This is a genomic window from Halosimplex amylolyticum (assembly GCF_051414035.1).
GTDB classification, from domain to species: Archaea; Halobacteriota; Halobacteria; order Halobacteriales; family Haloarculaceae; genus Halosimplex; species Halosimplex amylolyticum.
Map to the genome: position 1 here is coordinate 438,948 of NZ_JBLKNW010000002.1, position 21,354 is coordinate 460,301.

Consider the following 21,354-nt stretch of genomic DNA (forward strand, 5'->3'; position numbering starts at 1 on the left):
AACGAGATGAACGGAAGCTTCGACCTGAGACGCGCGAAACAAACGGAAATTGCCGAGCTATTCGCCGAACTCTTCGGTAAGCGCAGGCACCACTTCGAACAGGTCGTCGACGATCCCGTAGTCGGCGATGTCGAAGATGGGTGCGTTGGGGTCCTTGTTGATGGCGATGATCGTCTCGGCGCCTTTCATCCCGGCGACGTGCTGGACCGCGCCGGAGATGCCGATGGCGATGTACACGTCGGGGGTCACCACTTTCCCGCTCTGGCCGACCTGCCGATTCTTCGGGAGCCAGCCGCTGTCGACGACGGGTCGCGACGCGGACACCGTGGCGTCCATCGCCTCCGCGAGGTCGAAGACGATGTCGAGGTTGTCCTCTTCCTCGATGCCGCGGCCGACGGAGACGAGCACGTCCGCCTCCGAGATGTCCACGTCGCCGCCGGCCGCTTCCTCGAACCCGGTCACGGTCGAGCGGACGGCGCTCTCGTCGATACTCACGTCGAACGGTTCGACGACGGCGTCGCCGCCACTCGGCGCGCCGGGCCACTCGGCCGGGCGGACCGTCACCGCGGCGGGCTGGCTCTCGATTTCGATGGTCGTCTCGACCTTCGAGCCGTACATCTCGCGGGTGACCTCTAGAGCCCCGTCGACGGCCAGGCCGACGGCGTCGGTGACCAGCGGGTAGCCGAGGCGCTCGGCGGCCGCCGGTGCGTAGTCCAGCCCGTTGACCGTGTGCGGGAGGAGCAGGTACGCCGGGTCGAGGTCCGTCGCCAGCGCCTCGACGGCCTGGACGTACACGTCGTGGTTGAACTCCTCGCCGTGGTCGACGGTGTGGACGGCGTCGACGCCCTCGCGGTTCAGATCCTCGCCGAAGCGCTCCACGTCGCCGCTCACCACTGCGACGTGAAGCTCCGACCCGACCGCGTCCGCGAGGTCGCGCCCGGCCGTGATCAGCTGGTGACTCACGTCGCGCAACTCGCCGCGGCGGTGCTCCGCGACGGCCAGGACGCTCATTGGCCCACCCCCTGGTCGCGAAGCACGCCAGCCAGTTCACCGGCCGTCTCGTCGGGGCTCCCCTCGAAGACGGTCGCCTCGCCCTCGCTCTCGGGCTCGTAGGTCGCCGTCCACCGGAGCGGGCTCTCCAGCGCTCCCTCGTCGAGGCCGAGGTCGCCGAGCGACTTCACGTCGAGCGGCTTGTTCTGTGCCTGCCGGATCCCCCGGAGGCTGGCGTAGCGGGGTTCGTTGATCCCCGTCTGGATAGTCAGCACGGCCGGCAACTCGACGTCGGTCAGTTCGTCGACGCCGCCCTCCAGTTCGCGGTGGACGGAGGCGACGCCCTCGGCGAGATCGAGCTGGTTGACGACCGCGGCCCACTCCATATTGAGTTTCTCCGCGAGCGTGACGCCCGTGGCGGCGAAGCTGTCGTCGCCGCTCTGGACGCCCGAGAGGATCAGGTCGGGGTCCTCCTCGCGGGCGACGGCCGCGAGCAGGTCGGCCTTGGTCTCCGCGTCGAGCAGGTCCCGCTCGGCGATGGCGTCGTCCCAGACGCGTACCGCGCGGTCGGCGCCTTTCGCCAGGGCCTTCCTGATGGCTTCGTCGGAGCGCTCGGGGCCGACGGTGACGGTCACGACCTCCACGTCTTCCCCCTCCTCGGCGATCTGGACGGCCTCTTCGACGGCGTAGTCGTCCCACTCGTTGAGTTCGTAGGTGAGATAGCGCTCGTCGACGCCGAGTCCGTCGATCTCGAACTCGTCGTCGACGACTGCCACGTCCGTGACTGTGACGAGGACTTTCATGCACCGAACCTTGGCTCGGTCGGTGGTTAAACGTTTCCGAGGGTCGGCCCGTTGTTCGGCGTTTTCACCGGCCTGAATGCCCCTCCGGCCGGTCCCAGTGCCTCATTCGGAGTCGAGATCGGCGACGTCCTCGTCCGGGAACGAGATGAGGTTCTCGCGGCCGATCCGGAGCTTGTCGATCCGGCCGTCGTCGTCCATCGAGGAGAGCAACTGCGAGACCTTCGCGTTCGACCAGCCCGTCTCCTGCACGATGGCGGCCTGTTTCATCCGTCCGCCGTTTTGCTCGATCAGCCGCTCGACGCGCTCCTCGTCGCTGAGCAACTCCTCGTCGATCTCGTCGTCTTCGTCGTCGCCGTCGACCGACTCGTCGGCAGCGGCGGCCGCACCAGCGCCCGCCGCGCTCGCCCCGGCGGACGCGGTGTCTGCGGCCCCGCTTCCGTTCTCCGCGACGGCGCTGCTCCCGCTCGCCGCGTCTACTTCGACGCCGGCGTCGTGATCGGGCGCGCCGTCGGAGCCGGCAGACGCGCTCGACCCGCCGTCGGTCCCACCGGAACCGACGAGCGCGCCGATCCCGTCGAATCCGTCGTCGTCGCCGCGCATGTAGGCCGCGAGCACCGCGGCGCTCGCCGCCGCCAGCACGATCAGCACGACTAGGGGGAGCGCACCCGAGAGCAGGCCGTCGCCGTCGCTTCCCGGGCCGCCGGGTGACGTCCCGGGGCCCGTGCCCGGCCCGCCGGCGGTCGGTGACGCCGTCCCGTTCGGGGGAACGGTCGTCGGGGTTCGCGTCGGCGTCGGCGCGTCGCCGGAGTAGACGATCCACGGGCCGCGGTCGCCGAAGTCCTGGGGCCCCTCCCACCGCGCGACGCCGTTCGAGAGGCTCGACGGTGCGGAGCTGGTTCCCGTCGGGGCGCTACTGACGCCGTACCCCTCGGGCGGGACGATGACGAGTGTCTCGTCCGCCGTGAGCCCGGGGAGCAGCATGCCCGAACTCCCGTTGAACACGTCGCCGATAAAGAGGCGGTCGCCGTTCGTGCGACCGAAGTTCGTCCACGTGAACGTGATCCACAGCCCGCCGGTCTCGTTGTGCAGGGCGTGGTGGCGCTCGACGTTCCTGATCTCCATCGAGCGGCCGGTCGCCTCGCTGGCGTTCGCAGCGGCCGCCCTGAAGCCGTCGACCCCGAGCGGCGATTCGCTCTCGTTGAACTCGTCGACCAGGTCGTCGAACGCTTCCCGGTCGCCGTCCCCGACGGGCAGGACGGTCTTCACTCGCCACTGTGCGTCTCCGTTCGCCGCTACGTCGACGCGCATCTCGACTTCCCCCGGGTCGAGGGTGCTGTTGTGAGGGAGCGCGTTCGCGGCGGCGGCCGCTCCGCCGTTCGAGCCCGATGGCGCGCCAGCGAGAGCAGCCACTGGTGCGACCCCCGCAAGGAGGAGGAGGGCTGTGACGACTGCGACGGACGACCGCGGGGACATATTCGACTCATCCCTGGCCTCGGGGAAAACGCTTTCCATTAAAACGTCTCCGGGGCTTTTGAAACGTCTGCGCCCTTCTGGGCCACTCACGCGCTCGTTGAGAGTAGGTGGGTTTTTGTAATCGGGGACGAAAGAGTCCGTGACGATGCCACGGAACCGCCCTGTCCTCCTCGCGCTCCTCGTCGCGGCCCTCGTTCTGGCGCCGGTGACGCACGTCGCCGGCGCCGCGGTCGCACCGGCTCCGGCGGCGAGCACGGCCGTATCGGGTCCGTCGGCCACCGGGCTGATCGCTCACCCGGCGTCTGGCTCCGCGGAACCGGCCTCGCTGCCCGCGCCTGACGAACCGCTCGCGGCGACCGACGGCACGTTCGCGACCGATCGCCTGCAACCGAACACGTCGAACTACCTCGGGATCCGCGAGGAGGCGGTCGAACGGACGGGTCACGACCGCGCCTCGCTGAACATCGCAGGTGCGATTCAACAGGACGTTACCGAACTCAGGAGCGAGTACGCGTCGCTTTCGTTCGAACGGCGCTACGAGAACACCACCGGGTACGACGCGCGGTTAGACGTCCTCCGTTCGGAGGTCGATCGCCTCGACCGGCGCGTCCAGCAGCTCGAACTGCGTCGGAACAGGGTGATCGACGACTACAACGACGGCGACCTGAACACCGAAGCGTTCTACCGGGAGCTGGCGGCGATCGACGCCTCGGCCCGCGACGTCGAGTCGCAGTTCGACCGGATCCGCAGGGCCGCCGGGTTGTCGCTCCCCTCGGACCTGAACACGAAGATGAAGAACCTCGAAGGGGACCTGCTCACGCTACGCGGGCCGGTCCGCGAGCAGATCTCACAGGCCATGACCGGCGCCCGCGGACCGATACCGGTGTACTCGGTCACCTCGCAGACCGGCCTCGTGCTCGCGTCGACGCAGGGCTCGCTCTACTATCGCGAGGCGTACCTCGGGCAGAACCGCGAACAGATCGGCAGCAACCAGTTCGTCACCGACGGCGATCCCAGCGGGGTCAGTACCGCGAACAACCGCGCGGCCCAGCTCTACCCGTGGGCCTACGACAATATCCGTTCGGGCCCGAACGTCGAGCCGATCGGGAACACGTCCGTCTACTACGTCCAGCTGGGTCACCCCCACGGGTCGCTCGAAACGTATCTCGACGGCCGGTCGGAGTCCGCCTTCCGCGAGTTCCAGACCAAACCGCTCGCCGCGCTCCCGACCCGGTCGACCACTAACGCCAGCGACGGCCTCCTACTGCGGATCAACCGCTCCCACGCAACCGGGCCTATGCACCTCACCGTCACCGACAACGAAACCGGCGAACCGCTCGACGCCACCGTCACGATTAACGGCGACGACGTCGGCTCGACCGGTGACGACGGCCGCCTCTGGACGCTGACACCGCATCAGGCCGTCCGCATCTCGGTCACGACCGACGACGGCCGGACCGTCACCGAACGCTTTTTCGCCAACTGACCGGGCCGTACTGATCCCCTCCTTTTCGGCTCGGGTATCCTCGTTCGCTCAGCGGCGCTCACTCCGTGAGTCTCGCCCTTCGAGCACCGCTCGCGCAAAAATCTGGCCGAAAAAGGCTCGCTCACTGCGTTCGATCACAACGACCGACCGCTCACTCTGGGACGTCGGCGACGGTCGTGATGGCGACATCGGGGCTGTACGAGGGTCCCATCGTCACGTGGTAGAACTCCTCGAAGCCGGCCTCGCGGAACATGCGGTCGGCCTCGTCCTCGCCGTAGAAGAGCATGAACGCGTCGGCGAGCTTCTGGAAGACGGTGTTGGACGGGTAGTTCGGACCGACGATGAGCACCTGTCCACCGGGTTTCGCGATGCGGCGACACTCGGCGAGGGCCGCGACGGGGTCGGGCCAGTACTCGATCGAGCCCGAGGACCACACCACGTCGAAGGTGTCGTCTTTGAACGGGAGTCGCTCGGCGTCGCCGCGGTAGAACGGGACGGCGCCGCGCTTGCCGAACTTCGCCCACGCCTTCTCCAGCTGGTGGACGCTCTGGTCGAGGCCGTGGACGTTCTCGGTCCGTTCGAGCAGGCCTTCGGTGGCGAACCCGGTGCCACAGCCGACGTCGAGCACGCGGTCGCCCTCCTCGATGTCCAAGAGGTCGAGCGCCTCCGTCCGCATCTCCTCGTTCCAGATGAACGGGTTGATCTGGTCGTACACCTTCGAGAGATACTTGTAGAACAGGCGAGCCCGTGTCTTGTCTTGGACGGCCATTGCCGACGTTTCGTCCCAGGTCGGCATAGTTCCCCCGTTTCCCGACGCCTGGGCGCCGAGCGAACGGCTGCCGACGGACGGCGGACCATCTGATCGCGACCGTGCCACCGACCGCGGTCGGACACCGCGACCGCCGCCGAGCGCGCTCGCGGCGCGCACGGCCGGGCCCACTTCGCAACTACCAAATAGGCCCTGAACGGATCTCCCCACGATTAGCAAATGCCAAGGCCAGAGGTTCTCGACCGAGTCAAAGACGCCGAACAGGAGGCGGACGAGATCGTCGCCGAGGCCGAGGAGGACGCCGAGGAGACGATCGCCGACGCTCGCGAGGAGGCCGACGAGATCCGCGAGCAGGCCCGCCGAGACGCCGACGCCGAGGCCGAGGAGCGCCTCGGCGAAGCGCGCGAGGAGATCGAGGCCGAGCGCGAACGCATCCTCGAAGAGGGAGCCGAGGAGCGTGAGGCACTCGAGACGCGCGCCCGCGACCGCACCGACGAGGTCATCGACTACGTGGTGACACAGTTCGAGGAGGCGGTGCATGCTCAGACCTAAGCGAATGAGCAAGGTGTCCGTGACGGGCTCGAAGGCCGTCATGGACGACGTCATCGAGACGGTCTACGATCTGCACCTGGTCCACTTCACCGACTACGACGGCCGCTGGCCGGGCTTCGACAACGGCAACCCGATGGAAGGGGGCGACACCGCCTCCGAGAAGCTCGTCACCGTCCGCTCGCTCAAGAGCATCCTCGGCGTCGAGCCCGAGGACGCCGGCCCGAGCCGGATCGTCACCGACGAGACTCTCGAGACCGAACTCGAGGAGGTCCGGACCGAGGCCAACGACCTCGACGACCGACGCACAGAGCTCGAGAGCGAACTCCGCGAGGTCGACGAGGAGATCGGTGCGATGGACCCGTTCGCGACGCTGGGCATCGACCTCGACCTCCTGTGGGGCTACGACTCGCTGTCCGTCGCGGTCGGCGAGGGCGACGACGACAGCGTCGAGCGCGCGCTGGCCGACCTCGACGCCGCCACGCAGGTCTTCGACGAAGACGACGTCGTCGCGGCCTTCGCGCACACCGACGAGGACACGCTCCAGCAGGCGCTCGTCGAGGCCGACTTCACGGCCGTCGACGTGCCCCACGAGGAGGGCGACCCGCAGGACGTCCTCGCGGAGCTCGAACACCGCAAACAGCAGCTCGAATCCGAACTCGCGACCGTCGAGAACCAGATCGAGGAGCTGCGCTACGACGTGGCCGGCTTCCTGCTGGCCGCCGAGGAGAAGCTCTCGATCCGCGCCCAGAAGGCCGAGGCACCGCTCTCGTTCGCGACGACGCAGAACGCGTTCGTTTCAGAGGGCTGGATCCCGACCGAGCGCGTCGAGGAGTTCGAGATGGCGCTCGCCGACGCCGTCGGCGAGCACGTCGAGGTCGAGGAGCTCGAAGTCGCCGAGTACGACCGCCACGGCCACGCCGCGACCACCGAGGAGGTCGACCACGACGGCACCGAACCGGAGGAGGTCGGCGCGGGCACCGGCGGCGTCGAAGAGGAACGAGCCGCCGAGGAGAAGTTCGACGACGACGAGAGCGAACCGCAGGAGGCCCGTGCTGACGGGGGCACTGTCACGATGGCCGACGACGACCCGCCGGTCATCCAGGACAACCCCGGCATCACCCAGCCGTTCGAACTCCTGACGAAGGCCGTCGGCCGGCCGAACTACTCGGAGTTCGACCCGACGGTCATCCTCTTCCTGACGTTCCCGCTGATGTTCGGGTTCATCATCGGTGACGTCGGGTACGGGCTGATCTACACCGGGATCGGCTACTACATGTTCAGCAACTACGAGTCGGACGCGTTCAAGAACTTCGGCGTCATCACGGCCGCGGCCGGCCTGATGACCGCGCTGTTCGGGTTCCTCTACGGCGAGATATTCGGTCTGCATCTGGTCGCCTCCGTGTTCTGGGAGGGCGTCGTGGGACTCGAACACGCGCCCATCGAGAAGGGCCTCTCGCCGGCCACGAGCTACTGGGCCAACACCTGGTTCCTCGTGACCGCGCTGTTCGGCCTGCTGCACCTCAACACGGCTTACGTCCTGGAGTTCATCGAGAACAGGACGCTCCACGGGACCAAGGAAGCCGTCATCGAGACGGGGTCGTGGCTGCTGGCGCTGAACGGCCTGTGGATCTTCATCTTCAGCCGCCTGTTCGACGGCGCCAAGCCGGACCTGCTGTTCGAGACCTTCGACGAGGGCCACCAGGCCGCGTTCGAACTCGGCTTCTCCGGGTTCCCCGCGGTCGTCGGCTGGGTCGGCCTCGGGATGGTCTTGCTCGGGATGGTCCTGCTGGCCATCGGTCCGGTCCACGAACTCATCGAGATCCACGTCGTGCTGGCGCACACCCTGTCGTACCTGCGTATCGCCGCGGTCCTGCTCGCGAAGGCCGGGATGGCGTTCGCGGTCAACCTCCTGTTCTGGGGGGCGTACGCGACCGAGGGCGAACACGGCGACGCGTGGCACTTCGCGCTGACGCACATGCCGCACGTCGGGGACATGTCCCACGGTCACGAGGTCACCGAGATCCTCTTCCCCGGGATGGTCCACATGGGTCCGGCGATGGCGGTCTTAGGCGTCCTCGTCCTGATATTCGGGAACCTCATCGTCCTGATCCTCGGGGTCACCTCCTCGGGGATCCAGTCCATCCGTCTGGAGTTCTTCGAGTTCTTCGAGAAGTTCTACGACGGCAACGGTGCGACCTACTCGCCGTTCGGGACCGAGCGGAACTACACGACCGAAGACTGATCGCGACTGCCGAATCGGGGCTCCGGTTCGGCGCTCTGTTCTCTCCGCGTTCTACGCCGTCGACCACTGACACGTCTCTGCCGCACCTGAATCACCAGTGAGGCCCGCTGGCGCCGCTGTCGCGGGATCCCTCGCAGAACGCCTGTCACGGGTTGCCATTCGGTCGATTTGGGAAGCTTTATGCCCACGATAGAGCAATTCGAGCGTGTACGGAACGGAACCGTCGCGACAAACCCTACACAACAATGATCGATTCCATCGCCCCTATCGCAATCGCACTGCAGGAGAGTAGCCCCGCACTCGAACCCACCGCGGCCGCCGCGCTCGCCGTCGGACTCGGTGCGCTCGGCACCGGTATCGCACAGCGTTCGATCGGCGCCGCGGCCGTCGGGGCCGTCGCCGAGGACGACGACATGTTCGTTCCGGCGCTGATCTTCACAGCACTGCCGGAGACGCTGATCATTATCGCGTTCGTCACGATCTTCGTGGCGAACTAACCGCGCGGCACTTTACTACTACTCATGAGCCTCGATACAGTCGTAGAGGACATTCGAGACGAGGCCCGCGCGCGTGCGGAGGAAGTTCGCGCCGACGCCGAGGCACAGGCAGACGAACTCATCTCGGAGGCCCAGGCCGACGCCGAGTCCATCCGCCAGGAGCGCCAGCGGGAGGTCGAGGCCACGATCGAGCAGGAGCGCGAGCAGAAGCTCTCCAGCGCCAAGCTGGAGGCCAAACAGGACCGTCTGGAGGCCCGCCGCGACGTGCTGGCGGACGTCCGGGACGCCGTCGAGGACGAACTCGCCGGGCTCGAGGGCGAGACGCGCGAGGAGCTGACGCGGACGCTCCTCGACGCGGCGACGACGGAGATCGGTGACACCACCGACGCCGTCGTCTACGGCCGCCCGGACGACGAGGACCTGCTGGAGGACGTGCTCGCCGACTACGACCTCGACTACGCCGGCGAGTACGATTGCCTCGGCGGCGTCGTCGTCGAGAGCGAGTCCTCGCGGGTCCGGGTCAACAACACCTTCGACTCGGTGCTCGACGACGTCTGGGAAGACAACCTCCGGGAGATCAGCGACCGTCTGTTCGGAGACAAATGAGCACGACCGACGACTACGAGGACAGCAACTACGAGTACGTCACGGCCCGCGTCCGGTCGCGCCGTGCGTCGCTGTTCGACGAGGACGACTACCGGAAGCTAGTCCGGATGGGCACCGGCGAGATCGCCCGGTTCATGGAGGAGTCGGAGTACGAGGAGGAGATGAACCGCCTCGGCTCCCGCTACTCGGGCTCGGACCTCGTCGAGTACGCGCTCAACGAGAATCTCGCGGGACACTTCGACGACCTGCTGCGCTGGTCGACCGGCCGACTGTACGACTACGTCGCCCGCTACCTGCGGAAGTTCGACGCCTGGAACGTCAAGACCGTCCTCCGCGGCCTGTACTCGGACGCGCCGCGGGAGGACATCGAGGCCGACCTCATCGACGCCGGTGAGTTCTCCGAGGACCTGCTCGACGAACTCGTCGAGGCCGGCTCCGTCGAGGACGTCATCGCGGCGCTCGACCGGACGATCTTCGGCGAGGCCCTCGAGGCGGCGTTCGAGGACTACGAGGACACCGGGCTGCTCGTCCCGCTCGAAAACGCGGTCGACCGGACGTTCTACGAGCGGCTCATCGGCGGGCTGCCCGCGGAACCCGACCGCCCGACGGGGCTGTACATCGAGTTTCTCGAGGCGGAGATCGACTTCCGGAACCTCCGGAACGCGCTGCGGATCGCTCGCAGCGGCGCCGACATGGACCCCGCGGACTACTTCATCGACGGGGGTCGGCTGTTCGACGCCGACGAACTGCGCCAGCTCGTCGCCAACGAGGACCAGCTCGTCGAGCGAGTCCGCACCAGCGTCTACGGTGAGGAGCTCGACAGCGCGCTGGACGTGCTCGCCGGGGCGGAGAGCCTCATCGAGTTCGAACACGCGCTGGACGCGGCGCTGCTCGAGTACGCCGACACCCTTTCAAATCGCTATCCCCTATCCGTGTGTCCGGTGCTCTCGTTCGTCCTCGCGAAGGAGCGCGAGGTCGACAACGTCAGGGCGATCGCCCGCGGCCGCGAAGCGGGTCTGAGCCCAGACCAGATCGAAGCGGAGCTGGTGACAATATGAGCCAGGAGATCGGCGTCGTCGGCAGTCCGGACTTCACGACGGGCTTCCGACTGGCGGGCGTCCGGCGGTTCGCCGACGTCCGCGACGACGACCCAGACGAACAGTTCGACGAGGCGGTCCGGGAGATGCTGGACGACGACGACGTGGGCATCCTCGTGATGCACGACGACGATCTGGAGCGGCTCTCCCGCGGCGTCCGGTCCGACGTCGAGACGAGCGTGGAACCGGTGCTGGTCACCCTCGGTGGCCCCGCCGGCTCCAGCGGACTGCGCGAGCAGATCAAACGCGCCATCGGCATCGACCTGATGGAAGAAGACTAATATGAGCCAAGCAACAGACACGACCGTTCGCGAGGACGGCGTCATCGAAAGCGTATCGGGGCCGGTCGTCACGGCCAAGAACCTCGACGCGAAGATGAACGACGTCGTCTACGTCGGCGAAGAGGGACTGATGGGCGAGGTCATCGAGATCGAGGGAGCGATCACCACCATCCAGGTCTACGAGGAGACCTCGGCAGTGTCGCCGGGCGAACCCGTCGAAGGGACGGGCTCGCCGCTGTCGGTCGACCTCGGTCCGGGGATGCTCGACTCCATCTACGACGGCGTCCAGCGCCCGCTGGACGTCCTCGAGGAGAAGATGGGGTCGGCGTTCCTCGACCGCGGCGTCGACGCCCCCGGTATCGACCTGGAGAAGACCTGGGAGTTCACCCCCGAGGTCGAGGAAGGCGACGAGGTCGAGGCCGGCGACATCGTCGGCTCCGTGCCCGAGACGCCCAGTATCGACCACAAGGTGATGGTGCCGCCCGACTACGAGGGCGGCGAAGTCGTCGCCATCGAGTCCGGCAACTTCAACGTCGAAGAGACGGTCGCCGAACTCGACAACGGCGAGGAGATCCAGATGCGCCAGGAGTGGCCTGTCCGGTCGGCCCGACCGACCGAGGACAAGCAGACGCCGACGGAGCCGCTCACGTCGGGTCAGCGCATCCTCGACGGCCTGTTCCCGCTCGCGAAGGGCGGGACGGCCGCCATCCCGGGACCGTTCGGGTCCGGGAAGACCGTCACCCAGCAGAGCCTCGCCAAGTTCGCCGACGCCGACATCGTCGTCTACATCGGCTGTGGCGAGCGCGGCAACGAGATGACGGAAGTCATCGACGACTTCCCGGACCTGCCCGACCCGCAGACCGGGAACGCGCTGATGGCACGCACGTGCCTCATCGCGAACACGTCGAACATGCCCGTCGCCGCGCGCGAATCCTGCGTGTACACGGGGATCACCATCGCGGAGCACTACCGCGACATGGGCTACGACGTCGCGCTGATGGCCGACTCCACCTCGCGGTGGGCCGAGGCCATGCGCGAGATCTCCTCGCGACTCGAGGAGATGCCCGGTGAGGAAGGCTACCCGGCGTACCTGGCCGCCCGCCTCTCGCAGTTCTACGAGCGGGCCGGCTACTTCGACAACATCAACGGGACTGAAGGATCGATCTCGGCCATCGGCGCGGTCTCGCCGCCCGGCGGCGACTTCTCCGAGCCGGTCACCCAGAACACGCTGCGCATCGTCAAGACGTTCTGGGCGCTCGACTCGGACCTCGCCGAGAAGCGACACTTCCCGGCGATCGACTGGAACGACTCCTATTCGCTGTATCGCGACCAGCTCGACCCGTGGTTCGTCGAGAACGTCGCCGACGACTGGCCCGAACAGCGCCAGTGGGCGATCGACGTCCTCGACGAGGACGGCGAACTGCAGGAAGTCGTCCAGCTCGTCGGCAAGGACGCGCTGCCGGAGGACCAGCAGCTGACGCTGGAGGTCGCCCGGTTCATCAAGGAGGCGTGGCTGCAGCAGAACGCGCTGCACGACGTCGACCGCTACTGTCCGCCGGAGAAGACCTACCGCATCCTCGGCGCGATCCGGACGTTCAACGACGAGGCGACCGACGCGCTCGAGGCGGGCGTCCCGATCGACGAGATCACGGCCATCGACGCCGCGCCGCGACTCAACCGTATCGGCACGACGCCCGACGACGAGGTCGACGACTTCGTCGACGACCTCGAAGCGGACATCGCCGAGCAACTGCGCTCCCTGTACTAACAATGAAAGAATACCAGACAATCACGGAAATCAGCGGTCCGCTGGTCCACGTCGAGACTGACGAGCCGATCGGCTACGACGAGATCGTCGAGATCGAGACCGGCGACGGCCAGACGCGCCGCGGTCAGGTGCTGGACACCTCCAGCGACCACGTCGCGATCCAGGTCTTCGAGGGCACCGAGGGGATCGACATGAACTCCTCGGTCCGCTTCCTCGGCGAGACCATGAAGATGCCCGTCACCGAGGACCTCCTCGGACGGGTCCTCGACGGGTCCGGCAACCCGATCGACGGCGGCCCGGACATCGTTCCCGACGAACGCCGCGACATCGTCGGCGCAGCGATCAACCCCTACTCCCGCGAGTACCCCGAGGACTTCATCCAGACCGGCGTCTCCGCCATCGACGGCATGAACACGCTGGTCCGCGGACAGAAGCTCCCGATCTTCTCGGGTTCGGGGCTGCCCCACAACGACCTCGCGCTGCAGATCGCCCGCCAGGCCTCCGTCCCGGAGGAAGAGGGCGAGGGCGAGGACACCGAGTTCGCAGTGATCTTCGGCGCGATGGGGATCACGGCAGAAGAGGCCAACGAGTTCATGGACGACTTCGAGCGCACGGGCGCGCTCGAGCGTTCTGTCGTCTTCATGAACCTCGCGGACGACCCAGCCGTCGAGCGGACGGTCACGCCGCGACTGGCCCTGACCACCGCCGAGTACCTCGCCTTCGACAAGGGATACCACGTGCTGGTCATCCTGACGGACATGACCAACTACTGTGAGGCGCTGCGCGAGATCGGTGCGGCGCGCGAAGAGGTCCCGGGCCGCCGTGGCTACCCGGGGTACATGTACACCGACCTCGCCCAGCTCTACGAGCGGGCCGGCCGCATCAAGGGCGAGGAGGGGTCGATCACGCAGATCCCCATCCTCACGATGCCGTCCGACGACATCACCCACCCGATCCCGGACCTGACCGGGTACATCACGGAGGGGCAGATCCTCGTCGACCGCGACCTCAACAGCCAGGGCATCCAGCCGCCGATCGACCCGCTACCGTCGCTGTCCCGGCTGATGGACGACGGTATCGGCGAGGGGCTGACCCGCGGGGACCACGGCGGCGTCTCCGACCAGCTCTACGCCGCGTACGCGGAAGGTGAGGACCTGCGCGACCTCGTGAACATCGTCGGTCGCGAGGCGCTTTCCGAGCGGGACAACCAGTACCTCGACTTCGCCGAGGAGTTCGAGGAGCAGTTCGTCCAGCAGGGCTACAACACCGACCGCGACATCGACGAGACGCTCGACATCGGCTGGGACCTCCTCTCGAAGCTCCCGAAAAACGAGCTCAACCGCATCGACGAGGAGTACATCGAGGAGTACTACCGCGAGGACGTCGAAGCCGAAGTCGCCGCGGACTGACGCCGCGACTTTTCATTTCCGTTCGCTGTGCAGGTTGTCGACGAGTATCGGTTCGGCGTGGCACCGTCGATAGGACGTGTTGCTTACAGCGACGGTACACTCTGGTATGAGTTTCGCGGACGACATCGATACTAACGCCGTTGGTTTCGAGGGGATTCCCGGCTACTTTGACCACGAAAGTCGTGTTCGGGTCCCACGCCCGCTGGGCGGCGGCGGATTCGGATCTGAACCTCTTGTTTCAATCCTCAAATATGTTCGACGACACCGAGCGGTTCTGTATGTCAAACTGGATCGAAACCACGCTTCGGTAGTACGCCAGAGGATTCGTTGATGTCAGCGAGGCCGAGTCGCTCCCAACGCAATTCTTGCACGCCGCACTCAGTGACCGGGCCGTACTCGTCGGCGATGGGACGCTCATCGAATGGAACCGCGAACGACTCGAACGGGAATGCGAGGAGACGGTGGACGAGCGCGCACACAAGTGGCGAACAGTTATCGACTGTCTCACTCGCAGGGTGACGTAAATGGCGGACGAAGACGTCTTTGCGGACAGACTCTACCACATCGAAGTATACACCGACGATCTGAAAGAGATGCGTGGTTTCGATAAACGGACTTTCTCTGGCTGACGGTGACCGACTTCCGGAGAGATAGCGGTCTCACAGATTGATTCGATTGTTTCATCCATCGTTGATCTGCGTCCCTGAAAACTCGGCATCTAAATTGAAACAGTCCTGTTATTAGTTTTATGGTATATGAGTTACAACATTTAGTTTACATAATGGCCTTTAAAATTGACAATAATTTCTTGCTGCGGTGAAACAATGAGTGATGGAAAATCCGAAAACGTAGAACCAAGTTCAAGGCAAACAACGACGGCGAAGAGTGACTGGAGCCGGCGAGAACTGCTGAAAGGTGTCGGTACCGGGACTGCGCTCGCTACTGCGTCGGCAGTTGGTCTCGCATCGCCTGGGGCAGTTGACGTTTCAACAGCCTCGCGAATAACGCAGCGATCGTTTGATCCTCACTGGACGTCGCGAAATTGGAATCACTGGCGGAATACAGATGAGACGGTTCAAGGTGAAGAAGTGGAACAAGGGATTCTAATCAATCGTCATCTGTTCCTCAACGACGTTTATCAATCTGACAACGACAACATGTTCACGTTCCATCTACACACGTTGGGAGCTTGTGTAGATGAACGTGATCCAGAAGAGTTCGTCGGCTTGGAAGCAGCGAAATCAAATCATACATTCGAAGTTGAATCTAATGATATTGATGTTCGAGATATCGGAACTACGCTTCCAAGGATTGCAAACACCTTCAGCGGTCCGGAAGACGACGAAACGATTCCCATCGAAGAGGTTCCCAGTAGAGAAGATAAATGGACAACTAGTAAGGCTGATCTGAATTCTGCTGATATTAGTGAGTCCGATGGTGACGCAGCCGTACTTCTCGGCGGCGGATCGATAGCCACAGGACTTGCCGCCGGTGTGCCCACACTTGGTGTAGGAACAGCAGCCACTCTTACTGGGACTAGTTTTGTCCTCGGACTAGCAGGCCTCTATTCAGGGCTCGGTGACTATGGAGAAGAAGTAAAAGCTACCGAATCCATGTATCGGTACAACGGGAAAACGAAGCACAAGTGGGGTCCTGGTGGCATCTTTACTGAAGTCCCGTCTGCAGATGTGTTTACTCACCACTTGGCTATTGACGTTCCCGTCAAACATGGGAATTCTGTTGAATTTACCGTTCGAGACAAAGTGAAACCGACGAACTTAGACGACCCAGGCGCTAACTGGCTGTCAAATGGTAACCACAATTCCGGGTCTTGGACTGTGACTGTCCCCTCCTATGATCAGGGTGAAGACCCAGAAGAGGTCGGATTACCAACGGTGGATCCTTCTGCGAGGAAACTATAACGTCTGAGCAGGCGTATTGATTAATGCACTTTTTGTAGTATTTTCTGCTATTTATGATATAGTTGCGCACCGATTGTGTAGAGAGCAACCACTGAAAGAAAAACTGCTACTGTGATCTCTTCTGGATGGATATAGAGGGCTGTGAATCCAATTAATAGTATCACAATTATCCCTACGCTTGTTTTTGAGAACCCGCTGGCGGCAGATGTATCCATGTATAATACATTGAGGTTGTCAATGATATGTTTTACCTTCTTGGTAGGAACAAATATCCCCTGTCGATCTGACCACAAGCAATTGCGCAAACGGATGATGGATGGAGAAGAATGAACAAAATTCAATCTCTATTCAAACAACACTGTGTGTCCTCATAACCGATATTTCAGTTTCAATTTTGTTCCGATTCGGACTTATATTGATGAACAGACGCTGAGGCGTGCCCACAAGGACAACGTTCATTGCACAACCACTAGTACGTCGGTCCATGACTCGCTCCTCTGGGGAGGCGCGGGTCCTCTACGCCGACGCCGACGACGACTGCGCCGAACCGGTCGTCGACGCGCTGAGCGACGCCGGGTTCGCCGTCGAACGGGTGCGGGACGCGGCGGCGGTGCTGGACGCCGTCGAGACAAACCCGCCGGCCGCCGTCGTCAGCGAGCGGCGACTGCCCGATAGCTCAGGCCTGGACCTGCTGGCCGACGTCCGCGAGCGGACCGAGGACCTCCCCTTCGTGATCTTCACCGCGGTCGGCGATGAGCACCTCGCGAGCGCGGCCATCTCGGCCGGCGTGACCGACTACGTGCCGCGGGACCCGCCCGAGAAGCAGCGGGCCGTGCTGGTCGACGCCGTCGAGGCCGCGCTGGCGGACGCGGACCGGCGCTTCGCCGACGTGACCGAGGCCCTCAAGGACCGGGCGATGGACGAGGCGCCGGTCGGGATCACCATCGCCGACGGGAAGCGCCGGGACACGCCGCTCATCTACGTCAACGAGGCCTTCGAGGAGCTCACCGGCTACGACGAGGCGGAGGTACTCGGTCGCAACTGCAACCTCCTGCAGGGGCCCGACTCCGCCGCGGAACCGGTCGCCGAGATGGCGAGCGCGATCGACGAGGGCGAACCCGTCTCCGTCGAACTCCGCAACTACACGCGCGACGGCGAGGAGTTCTGGAACCGGGTGGACATCGCGCCGGTCGGCGACGACGACGGCGACCCGGCCCACTACGTCGGCTTCCAGATGGACGTGACCGACCGCGTCGAGGCCGAGCGCGAGGCCAGGCGCCAGGCCGAGACGGCCAGGGCCGAGCGCGAGACGGTCGAGGCGCTGCTCGACAGGCTGGACGGGCTGGTGACCGACGTGACCAGCGAACTGCTCGGCGCGGAGACCCGCGCGGCCGCCGAAGCCGCGGTGACCGAGCGGCTGGTCGAGACCGACGAGTACGCGCTGGCGTGGATCGGCGAGGAGGACCCCGCCACCGACACCATCGCGCCGGGCACGTGGGCCGGCGTCGCGGACCCTCCGGCGCTGGAACTCGCGGCCGACGCCGACGACCCCGTCGCCCGCGCCGTGCGGACGGGGGAGGTGCAGGTCGTCGGCGCCGACGCGGTGCCCGACGTCTACGCCGGCGCGCTCGCCGACGGCGCGGGCGGACTGGCCGCACTCCCGCTCCGGTACGGCGACGTGAACTACGGCGTCCTCGTGGTCGTCCTCCGGGCCGGCGCGTCGCTCTCGGAGCCCGAGGAGCGCGTCCTCGCCGCGGTGGCCCAGTCGACCGCCATGGCGCTCCACGTCCTGACCTCCCGGCGGCTGCTCGGGTCCGACGACGTGAGCGAACTGACGTTCTCGCTGGCGGGCGACGAGCCGTTCTTCGTCGGCCTCTCGGCGGCACTCGACGCCGAATTCGTCCACTCGGGGACCATCACGCGCGAAGCGGGACCGACGACGCTCTTCTTCGAGACCGACGCCGATCCAGACGCGGTGGTCGAGGCGGCCGCTGCCCGTGCGGACGTCCGCGGGTGCACGCCGGTGACGAGCGGCGACGGCCGCGCTATCCTCGAGTTCACCGTCACCGAAGCGCCGCTCGTCCAGTTGCTGCTCGACCGCGGCGGCCGCCTCACGGCGGCGTCGGCCTCGGGCGGAACGGGCGAACTGACCGCCGAGATCCCCCCCGAGGCCCAGCCGCGGACCGTCGTCGACGCCGTCGAGGCCGGCGTGCCCGGCGCCGACCTGACCGCCTACCGCGAACACGAGCGACCCGCGGGCACCCGCACGGACGTCCGCGCGCGCATCGACGACCGGCTGACCGACCGCCAGTCCACGGCGCTCCGGACCGCCATCGTCGGCGGGTTCTTCGAGTGGCCGCGCGACACCAACGGCGAGGACCTGGCAGACGCCATGGACATCGGCCGCTCGACCTTCCACCAGCACCTCCGCGCCGCCCAGCGGAAGGTGTTCGAGGAACTGTACGGCTGAGGCTGTCCCCCTCGCGCGTTTTTATATCCGACTTCTCCCCGTCGGAGGGCCGGCCCGCCGACGGCGGGCCGTCACGGCCGACCGGAAATCCCGTCTCCTCGGTGTGGAACGGGCGCATCTGTTCGACCCCGCCGCCGATCTACCTCGATCGTCCAACTAGTTAGGCGGTTTTCTTTTCCGGCAAAAACCGCAGTTTCTACTAGAGTCATGCCATCACCAGGGAGCGAACAGATCTGGCTGTGGATCGGGACGCTCGGGATGTTCCTGGGCATGCTGTACTTCATCGCCCGCGGCTGGGGCGAACAGGACCAGAAGCGCCAGGAGTTCTACATCGTGACGATACTGATCACCGCGATCGCCTTCGTGAACTACCTCGCGATGGCGACCGGGTTCGGGTTGACGACGGTCGACGTCGCCGGCGAGGAGATCCCCATCTACTGGGCGCGCTACACGGACTGGCTGTTCACGACGCCGCTGTTGTTGATCGACCTGGGACTGCTGGCGCGGGCGAACCGCAATCAGCTGGCGACGCTCGTCAGTCTCGACGCGCTGATGATCGCCACCGGGGCGGTGGCGACGCTGGTCGGCGGCAACTACGTCGTGGCGGGGCTCGACGACGGCGCCCGCCGGCTGATCTGGTGGGGTATCAGCACGGGCTTTTTGCTCGTGTTGCTGTATTTCCTGTTCGGGACGCTCAGCGAGCAGGCCCAGCAGCTCGGAAGCGACGTCGGTGCGAAGTTCGCCCAGCTGCGCAACCTGATCGTCGTGGTCTGGCTGGTCTATCCGGTGTGGTGGCTGGTCGGGACCGAAGGGGTGAGACTGCTCCCGTCGGTCGGCGGGAGCGTCCTCTTCGTCGAGACGGCGGGGTTCATGGTGCTCGACCTGGTCGCGAAGGTCGGCTTCGGCTTCCTGCTGCTGACGAGCCGCCGGGTCCTCGACGACGTGGCCGCAGCGTCCGGCACCGGCGCGGCCGCGACCGTCGACGACTGACGGCGGGCCCGTCCGGTCACCGCGGCCCGCCCTCGCGACCGGGGAGTATCACGGTCGAGAATCGGCCCGAATCAACTACAGGCGCGGTCCCACGAGAGTGATCCGATGAGTTCGCTGACCTACGTCCAGTTTCACGCCGTCTACGTGCTGCCCGCGCTGGCCGCGCTGACGGCGACGGTCCACCACCGCCGCGACAGCGTCGACTGGCGGGTCAGCGGCGGCGGGCTGGCGCTCGTCACCGCGCTCGCGGTCGCGTACACGCTGCCCTGGGACCGTCTGCTCATCGACGCGGGCGTCTGGACGTACGGCGCCGACGCGGTCGCCGGGCGACTGTGGGGCGTCCCCTACGAGGAGGTCCTGTTTTTCGTCCTCCAGCCCGCGCTGACCACGCTGTGGACTGTCCACGTCGTCGGCCCAGTCGTCTCGGGCGTCGAGCACAGCCGACGCGACCGGGTCGGGGGTGCCGCGACCGGTATCGCCGTCGGGCTCGTCGGCGTCGCACTGTTGACCGCCCAGTCGACGACGTACCTGGGGGCGATTCTCACGTGGGCGGGCCCGGTGCTGGCGCTCCAGTGGGCCGTCGGCTGGCGCTACCTCTGGCGCCGTCGCGGTCGCGTCGCCGTCGCGGTGTTCGTCCCCTCGGCGTACCTCTGGGTCGTCGACCGCCTCGCCATCGAGGCCGGCGTCTGGGCCATCTCGGAGACGTACACCACTGGCCTGGCCGTCGCCGGGCTGCCGATCGAGGAGATGGTCTTCTTCGTCGTGACGAACTGCTTCGTCGTCCAGGGAGTCGTCCTCTTCCGCTGGGTGGTCCACCGATGGCGATAGCCCGCCGGGAGGGCGCCGGGCTCCCGGCGAGCGCCCGCCGCCCGCTCCGGGTTCTGGTCGCCTGGCTCCCCTGGATTCCCGTCGCCGCCGCGACGGTCGCGTTCGCGCTCGGCCTGTCGGTCCCCCGCGAGTGGCGCTACGTCCCGCTGGTCGTCAGCGTCGTCGCCTTCGGGCTGCCCCACGGCGCCGTCGACTGGGCGGCGCTCCCGCGGGCGGCCCTCGGTCCGGCGGTCGACTCCAGCGACCTCCGCAGGCCCTGGCGACGCACCCGCCAGGCGCGTCGCGTCCGCCGGTGGCTGGCGGTCGTCGGCGTCGTCTACCTCGCGTTCGGCGGGGTCTACGCCGTCGGCTGGTTCCTCGCGCCGCTCGTTGCGGTCGGCGCGTTCCTCGTGCTGACGTGGTTTCACTGGGGCCAGGGCGAACTCTACCCGCTTCGCGAAGTACTGGGTGCCGACCACCTCGACGCCCGCTGGCGACGGGCGCTGACCGTCGCCGTCCGCGGCGCGCTTCCGATGGGCGTCCCCCTGCTCGCGTTCCCCGGCCGGTACCGGGCGGTCCTCGACTCGTTCGTCGCGCCGTTCGGTGGGTCGGTACCGGCCTGGCCGTTCGGCGCCGACGCGCGGTTCGCGCTCGGCGTCGTCCTCGCCGCGCTGACCGTGGGGACGCTCGCCGTCGGGTACCGCACGCCGTCGAACCGCCGGACGTGGGCGGTCGACGCCGGCGAGACCGCGCTGCTGTGGACGTACTTCCTCGTCGTCCCGCCGGTGTTCGCGATCGGCCTGTACTTCTGTTGCTGGCACGCCCCGCGCCACGTCGCGCGCGTGCTCGCGCTGGACGGCGAGTCCCGCGACGCGCTCTCCCGGGGCCGTCTCGCCGGGCCGCTCGCCCGGTTCGCTCACGAGGCGGCCGTGCCGACGCTGGTCGCGCTCGCCGGCTGCGCCGCCCTCTGGTGGCTGGCGCCCGCGCCCGAACCCACGCTGGAGGGCGCCGTCGCCGTCTATCTCGTCGCTATCGCGGTGCTGACGCTGCCCCACGTGGTCGTCGTGACGTGGATGGACCGGCTGGCCGGGTACTGGTAGCGAGCCCGCTCGCGTTTTTCGAGGTGCTCGCTTCGCTCGCACCTCGCTGCTCACGGCTCACTTCGTTCGCCGTTCGCTCGTTCGGCGGCGCT

At 66.3% G+C, this 21,354-nt stretch carries 19 protein-coding genes; 14 read left to right on the forward strand and 5 right to left on the reverse strand.

All coding sequences use genetic code 11. The features are described 5' to 3' along the window. Positions 1-57: 57 nt before the first annotated feature. The 3 genes from ACMGFE_RS12740 to ACMGFE_RS12750 all read right to left on the reverse strand — a co-directional run bounded on the left by ACMGFE_RS12740 (position 58) and on the right by ACMGFE_RS12750 (position 3,266). The gene (locus ACMGFE_RS12740) at positions 58-1,011 is read right to left on the reverse strand and encodes an electron transfer flavoprotein subunit alpha/FixB family protein (RefSeq protein ID WP_436925574.1); all 954 of its coding nucleotides are present in this window, start codon (positions 1,009-1,011) and stop codon (positions 58-60) included. Continuing rightward, on the reverse strand, positions 1,008-1,793 hold the full coding sequence (locus ACMGFE_RS12745; RefSeq protein ID WP_436925575.1) for an electron transfer flavoprotein subunit beta/FixA family protein: 786 nt from the start codon (positions 1,791-1,793) through the stop codon (positions 1,008-1,010). The genes ACMGFE_RS12740 and ACMGFE_RS12745 overlap by 4 nt, the downstream gene beginning before the upstream one ends. A gap of 102 nt (positions 1,794-1,895) precedes the next feature. Beyond that, entirely contained in the window at positions 1,896-3,266 is a 1,371-nt protein-coding gene (locus ACMGFE_RS12750) for a helix-turn-helix transcriptional regulator (RefSeq protein WP_436925576.1), read from the reverse strand. Positions 3,267-3,411: 145 nt separating this feature from the next. Here ACMGFE_RS12750 and ACMGFE_RS12755 point away from each other — a divergent pair, with 145 nt between their 5' ends. After that, on the forward strand, positions 3,412-4,752 hold the full coding sequence (locus ACMGFE_RS12755; protein ID WP_436925577.1) for a DUF7096 domain-containing protein: 1,341 nt from the start codon (positions 3,412-3,414) through the stop codon (positions 4,750-4,752). Between the two features lie 151 nt (positions 4,753-4,903). Here the strand turns inward: ACMGFE_RS12755 and ACMGFE_RS12760 are convergent, their stop codons facing one another. Then, on the reverse strand, positions 4,904-5,521 hold the full coding sequence (locus ACMGFE_RS12760; RefSeq protein WP_436925578.1) for a methyltransferase domain-containing protein: 618 nt from the start codon (positions 5,519-5,521) through the stop codon (positions 4,904-4,906). 219 nt (positions 5,522-5,740) lie between these two features. Between ACMGFE_RS12760 and ahaH the strand changes: the two genes are divergently transcribed. From ahaH to ACMGFE_RS12805, 9 genes are all read left to right on the forward strand, one after another. Beyond that, complete coding sequence (gene ahaH, locus ACMGFE_RS12765) at positions 5,741-6,073, forward strand: ATP synthase archaeal subunit H (protein WP_436925579.1); 333 nt, start codon at positions 5,741-5,743, stop codon at positions 6,071-6,073. A gap of 4 nt (positions 6,074-6,077) precedes the next feature. Continuing rightward, entirely contained in the window at positions 6,078-8,315 is a 2,238-nt protein-coding gene (locus ACMGFE_RS12770; RefSeq protein ID WP_436925580.1) for a V-type ATP synthase subunit I, read from the forward strand. 245 nt (positions 8,316-8,560) lie between these two features. Then, positions 8,561-8,812, forward strand: coding sequence for an ATP synthase subunit C-like protein (locus ACMGFE_RS12775; protein ID WP_436925581.1), 252 nt, complete (start codon positions 8,561-8,563; stop codon positions 8,810-8,812). Positions 8,813-8,836: 24 nt separating this feature from the next. After that, positions 8,837-9,418 carry a V-type ATP synthase subunit E gene (locus ACMGFE_RS12780; RefSeq protein WP_436925582.1) on the forward strand — a complete coding sequence of 194 codons (582 nt, stop codon included), beginning with the start codon at positions 8,837-8,839 and terminating at the stop codon, positions 9,416-9,418. Then, a complete protein-coding gene (locus tag ACMGFE_RS12785) occupies positions 9,415-10,476 on the forward strand; it encodes a V-type ATP synthase subunit C (protein WP_436925583.1) in 1,062 nt (353 codons plus the stop codon). The genes ACMGFE_RS12780 and ACMGFE_RS12785 overlap by 4 nt, the downstream gene beginning before the upstream one ends. After that, positions 10,473-10,796 (forward strand): V-type ATP synthase subunit F, encoded by a 324-nt coding sequence (locus tag ACMGFE_RS12790; RefSeq protein WP_415379272.1) that lies wholly within the window; start codon positions 10,473-10,475, stop codon positions 10,794-10,796. Before ACMGFE_RS12785 ends, ACMGFE_RS12790 begins: the two co-directional genes overlap by 4 nt. 1 nt (position 10,797) lies before the next feature. Next, the gene (locus ACMGFE_RS12795) at positions 10,798-12,564 is read left to right on the forward strand and encodes an ATP synthase subunit A (protein WP_436925584.1); all 1,767 of its coding nucleotides are present in this window, start codon (positions 10,798-10,800) and stop codon (positions 12,562-12,564) included. A gap of 2 nt (positions 12,565-12,566) precedes the next feature. Continuing rightward, a complete protein-coding gene (locus ACMGFE_RS12800) occupies positions 12,567-13,973 on the forward strand; it encodes an ATP synthase subunit B (protein ID WP_436925585.1) in 1,407 nt (468 codons plus the stop codon). A gap of 824 nt (positions 13,974-14,797) precedes the next feature. Then, a complete protein-coding gene (locus tag ACMGFE_RS12805; RefSeq protein ID WP_436925586.1) occupies positions 14,798-15,895 on the forward strand; it encodes a hypothetical protein in 1,098 nt (365 codons plus the stop codon). A gap of 47 nt (positions 15,896-15,942) precedes the next feature. On the opposite strand, the gene ACMGFE_RS12810 is transcribed toward ACMGFE_RS12805, so the two are convergent. Continuing rightward, positions 15,943-16,110 (reverse strand): hypothetical protein, encoded by a 168-nt coding sequence (locus ACMGFE_RS12810; protein WP_436925587.1) that lies wholly within the window; start codon positions 16,108-16,110, stop codon positions 15,943-15,945. A gap of 269 nt (positions 16,111-16,379) precedes the next feature. On the opposite strand from ACMGFE_RS12810, the gene ACMGFE_RS12815 reads away from it, so the two are divergent. The 4 genes from ACMGFE_RS12815 to ACMGFE_RS12830 all read left to right on the forward strand — a co-directional run bounded on the left by ACMGFE_RS12815 (position 16,380) and on the right by ACMGFE_RS12830 (position 21,262). Further along, positions 16,380-18,365: a bacterio-opsin activator domain-containing protein gene (locus tag ACMGFE_RS12815; protein ID WP_436925588.1), complete on the forward strand. Its 1,986-nt coding sequence runs from the start codon at positions 16,380-16,382 to the stop codon at positions 18,363-18,365. Between the two features lie 207 nt (positions 18,366-18,572). Beyond that, a complete protein-coding gene (locus ACMGFE_RS12820; RefSeq protein ID WP_436925589.1) occupies positions 18,573-19,355 on the forward strand; it encodes a bacteriorhodopsin in 783 nt (260 codons plus the stop codon). A gap of 105 nt (positions 19,356-19,460) precedes the next feature. Beyond that, positions 19,461-20,183 carry a lycopene cyclase domain-containing protein gene (locus tag ACMGFE_RS12825; RefSeq protein ID WP_436925590.1) on the forward strand — a complete coding sequence of 241 codons (723 nt, stop codon included), beginning with the start codon at positions 19,461-19,463 and terminating at the stop codon, positions 20,181-20,183. After that, complete coding sequence (locus tag ACMGFE_RS12830) at positions 20,174-21,262, forward strand: Brp/Blh family beta-carotene 15,15'-dioxygenase (RefSeq protein ID WP_436925591.1); 1,089 nt, start codon at positions 20,174-20,176, stop codon at positions 21,260-21,262. Before ACMGFE_RS12825 ends, ACMGFE_RS12830 begins: the two co-directional genes overlap by 10 nt. The last annotated feature ends 92 nt before the right edge of the window (positions 21,263-21,354 follow it).